Below are 3,740 nucleotides of genomic sequence, written 5' to 3' on the forward strand. Positions count from 1 at the left end.
CTGTAGTTGGCACTGCCGCCGGTGTGGCGGCCTTTTTCCAGCAAAAGCACGCTGGCGCCATTTTCCTGAGCGGTCAAAGCGGCTGCCTGGCCGGCAGCACCCGAACCTACGACTACTACATCATACTTATCCTTAGCTGCAATTGTCATGGTTTTCTCCTTACAAAATCAACTTAAACATTGCTTACACTTGAAACTATAAAGTCTTTTGCGGTAGATTAATAGAGAGTAAACGGTTGCACAGCCGAAGCAGAAAATTCGGGTGGCCCCCAGAAAGAGGAAAAGACGATGGATTTTGATAAACTCAGAACTTTTTGCAGAGTAGTTGAAGCCGGCAGCTTTCAGAAGGCGGCAGAGAGCGAGTACGTTTCCCAGCGAGCCGTGTCGCAGATGATGAAAAAGCTGGAGGAAGAGCTGGGACTGAAGCTTTTTGACCGGGATAAAAACAAGATTTTCGTTACCCCGGTCGGGCGGGATTTCTATATTTACGTCCGCAACATGCTGCAAAAATTCAACGTGAACGTCAATGCTTTGCGCTATGAAGCCAGCAGCAGCCAGCGGCTGATCTGCGGGTATTTTTCACCTTTTGACGGAGCCTTGCTCAGAGAGAAGCTCTACCAGTTCCTGAATGAACAGGTTCGGCTGAGTTTGGTTCATGAAAGCATTGATCATCTGCTGGCAGATATTTCCAATGGCTTGGTGGATATGGCAACAGTGCTGGATTATGGACAGCCTGGCTTGGTCATTGAAGATGAGGATCTTGCCAGCGTTGACGTGTATACAAATGAAATGATCATGGGAGTCAGCGACTTGAATCCGCTGAGCCGGCTGGAGGAATTCCCGCTGACGGCTATTGGCAACCGGCCGGTTCTGTATTACATGCCGGAAGAAAATTCGCACTACCTGCGGCAGGCCTTTTTGTCGACCTTGCCGGATGAGAGCAAGGCCAGCTGCGCGCACATTTCCAGTATTGAACAGATGCAGATGCTGGTCTCGCTGGACAAGGCGGTTGCTTTTTACCCGAAGGGGCTGTTTGAGTATGTGCTGACTGACAAGGAACATATAAGTTATTTACCATTAGCCGGGTTAGGGGAACGGAATAAATACAGAATCAAGGTTATCTATAATCGGCACAGTGACAAGCTTCCCCTGGTTAAGAAGCTGCTGTCTTGTTTTGGATAGCTTTATTAAAAAAGTAATTTGACAAACCTGACTGATGGATGAAAAAATTAAGGTGTGTAATGATCTAAAATTATGTGAGAGGACAAAACTATGGATAAAAAGCTGAAGGCCATCAGTAAAGCTTCGGTTGCATTGCTCGGAACAGTTGGATTCGCTGTAGTAGCATCGCAAACGAGCGTACAAGCAGCTACAAAATACCAGGTGTATGTTTCTAAGAAAGCTTACGTGTACACATCAAACGGGAAGAAGACCAAGAAATCCTACAAGAAGAAAGCCAAGCTGACCGTTTATGGTACTAAGACAATCAAGGGAAAGAAGTACTACAGCCTTGGCAAGGGACGTTATATCCAGACCAGTAGTGCAAAGAAGGTGTTGGTCCGCTATAGCTATTCCACGCAAACGAAAAAGATCACCAGAACTATTAAGCTTTACCAACCATCAGGCGAGAAGACAGTAATTCAGAATGCCTATCTCAAGCGGAGTGTGAAAACTGACAATAAGACTAAGAAGAAGACCTACGGCAAGTGGAGCACTTCTTCTTGGAAAAAGTACACTGTGGCCAAGGTGGAAGGATATAGTTCAAGTCGTTCAAGCATCGGTGCAGTTAAAGTTACTTACAAGCTCAAGAATCAAACTGTTAAAGTGACCTACAAGAAAAATGCTCAAGTAGCTAATAGCAACCCATCTTCAGTTTCCAAGACGACTAGTGAAAGCGACAAGGGAAATGCAGGTAATGGCAACTCGTCTTCCACTTCAAAGACGACTAGTGATAGTGACAAAGGAAATTCTTCGGCTACTAATAGCAATTCGCCTTCTACTTCCAAGACTACTAGCAACGGATCGAGTTCATCTAATAGTTCAAATTCTAAAAATACGTTATCTGTTACGAATGCGAATTTTAATGTTAAGAGAAACGTCAGTGCCGTAGATAGTAGTAAGAACATCGATATGTTTACTTTGAATTCCGATAACACTTTTAGCAAAAAGAAGAGTGCTGCAACTGCGGAATATTTCGAAGGCACCTACTATCCAGTTGTTTATCACGTATCAGCAACAGCAACGGACAAGAGTGGCGTTAAGTGGTATAAGATTGCTGATCCTTTAGATAACAATAGTTCTGCTTGGGTTAAGGCGGATGGATTTACGACAACCACGCAAACGGCTGGTTCAACTCGTCCGACTTATGACAAGCAAGCTAAGGAGGCTTATGACAAGTATAAGAAGCAGGCTGAAGAATTAGGCTCGTTAGAGAGTGCGCAGAGTGACTTAAGCCAAAAGAAGGCTGCCTTGGATAGCGCAAATCAAGCCTACTCGGATGCCGAAACTAGTTACAATAACAAGGTTGCAGCTGCTAAGGCCAGTTATGATGAAGCTTCACGCGTTTATGAAGCAGCTGGCTTTGACTTTATCATGAGTAAAGCCACACCTAACTACTATCAAGATTCAAAAGATGGTATGTCACAAGAATCCGCGTTGGCAGAGTATGTTAACGGTTTGGATGATTCTGTTAAGAGTGTGCTTAAGACGACCAACTTGAAGAATGATGTTGCTCTCATCAAGGAGCTTAACAATTTCCGGGCAACGGATAACAATTTCTCTAATCATTATGCTTTAGGGGTCGATTATGACCTTATGATCTTTGCAAGCATCGCCAATGTTGTTTCAAATACTACAGAGGATCATACCTATTTTAGAAACAGTTCGAGCAACGTAAGTGTTTCTAGTGCAGAGAACTTGGCATGGGGCTACAAAGATCCATTGACTGGTTGGTATACTAGAGAGAAGGAAATTTATGATGCCCATGGCAGCGGTATAACAGGGCATTACGAGGCCTGCATGGGGGATTATGACTATGTCGGTCTTGTGTTCGACCAAAGTACACGCACGGGTGCAGCTGACTTCAACAGAAGCAGGGGATCAAGTACTCAAGTGAGCGTTGATGAATTTGAATCTGCTCTTAATAGCTACGTTGCGTCTTATGAGTCGGCAATGAATACTGCAAAGACAAATTATGAACAGACACAGGCTGACAAGTCGCAAATCAATACCGCTCAAGAAAATGTGAACAGTAGTAAAAAGGCTTATGACGAAGCAAATTCCAAGGTGGAGAAAATCAAGACGGTCAATGAGCAAATGTCAAAAGCTCTTGATGCATATCAGAAGTCTTTAAAAACCTCAAGCAACAACAAATAAAGAGTGTGTAGTGAGCAGAGTGCAGCTTCAATGATTAGATCAGGCCTTTGAGAGATTTTTATCCGAATATAGATAATATTCGAACCGCCTGATGTGTGTTGCGTAGCATTAGTTTGCGTAAGGGGATGCAAGCTATAAAAACATACTAATCTAGTGTTGGATGATTACTAGTTCAACACTCTTCTCTCTAGGACAGGCCTTTGTTAAAAAATATTTGACAAATATTGCTTCTGGGTTAAAAATCGAAGTGTGTGATAACCTAATATTATGTGGAGGACCAAATTATGGGTAAAAAATTGAATACCATCAGCAAAGTTTCAGTTGCGCTGGCGCTTTGTGGCGCCAGCGCAACTGCCGCAACCGCAT

3 protein-coding genes are annotated in these 3,740 nt (G+C 43.6%); 2 read left to right on the forward strand and 1 reads right to left on the reverse strand.

What is annotated here, in order from left to right:
* Positions 1–149 (reverse strand): FAD-dependent oxidoreductase (locus lacNas_RS03800; RefSeq protein ID WP_201346610.1); only part of this gene is annotated, 149 nt, incomplete at its 3' end.
* 138 nt (positions 150–287) lie between these two features.
* On the opposite strand from lacNas_RS03800, the gene lacNas_RS03805 reads away from it, so the two are divergent.
* On the forward strand, positions 288–1,181 hold the full coding sequence (locus lacNas_RS03805; protein WP_201330995.1) for a LysR family transcriptional regulator: 894 nt from the start codon (positions 288–290) through the stop codon (positions 1,179–1,181).
* A 90-nt stretch (positions 1,182–1,271) separates the two neighbouring features.
* Positions 1,272–3,374 (forward strand): SLAP domain-containing protein, encoded by a 2,103-nt coding sequence (locus tag lacNas_RS03810; protein WP_201330994.1) that lies wholly within the window; start codon positions 1,272–1,274, stop codon positions 3,372–3,374.
* Positions 3,375–3,740: the final 366 nt, after the last annotated feature.

It is taken from the genome of Lactobacillus nasalidis, from assembly GCF_016587775.1.
In the GTDB taxonomy this organism is placed as follows: Bacteria; Bacillota; Bacilli; order Lactobacillales; family Lactobacillaceae; genus Lactobacillus; species Lactobacillus nasalidis.

Bases quoted from the DNA above. Each gene is read 5' to 3' on its own strand.
- lacNas_RS03805 (WP_201330995.1), top strand. From the start codon at position 288: ATGGATTTTGATAAACTCAGAACTTTTTGCAGAGTAGTTGAAGCCGGC.
- lacNas_RS03810 (WP_201330994.1), top strand. From the start codon at position 1,272: ATGGATAAAAAGCTGAAGGCCATCAGTAAAGCTTCGGTTGCATTGCTC.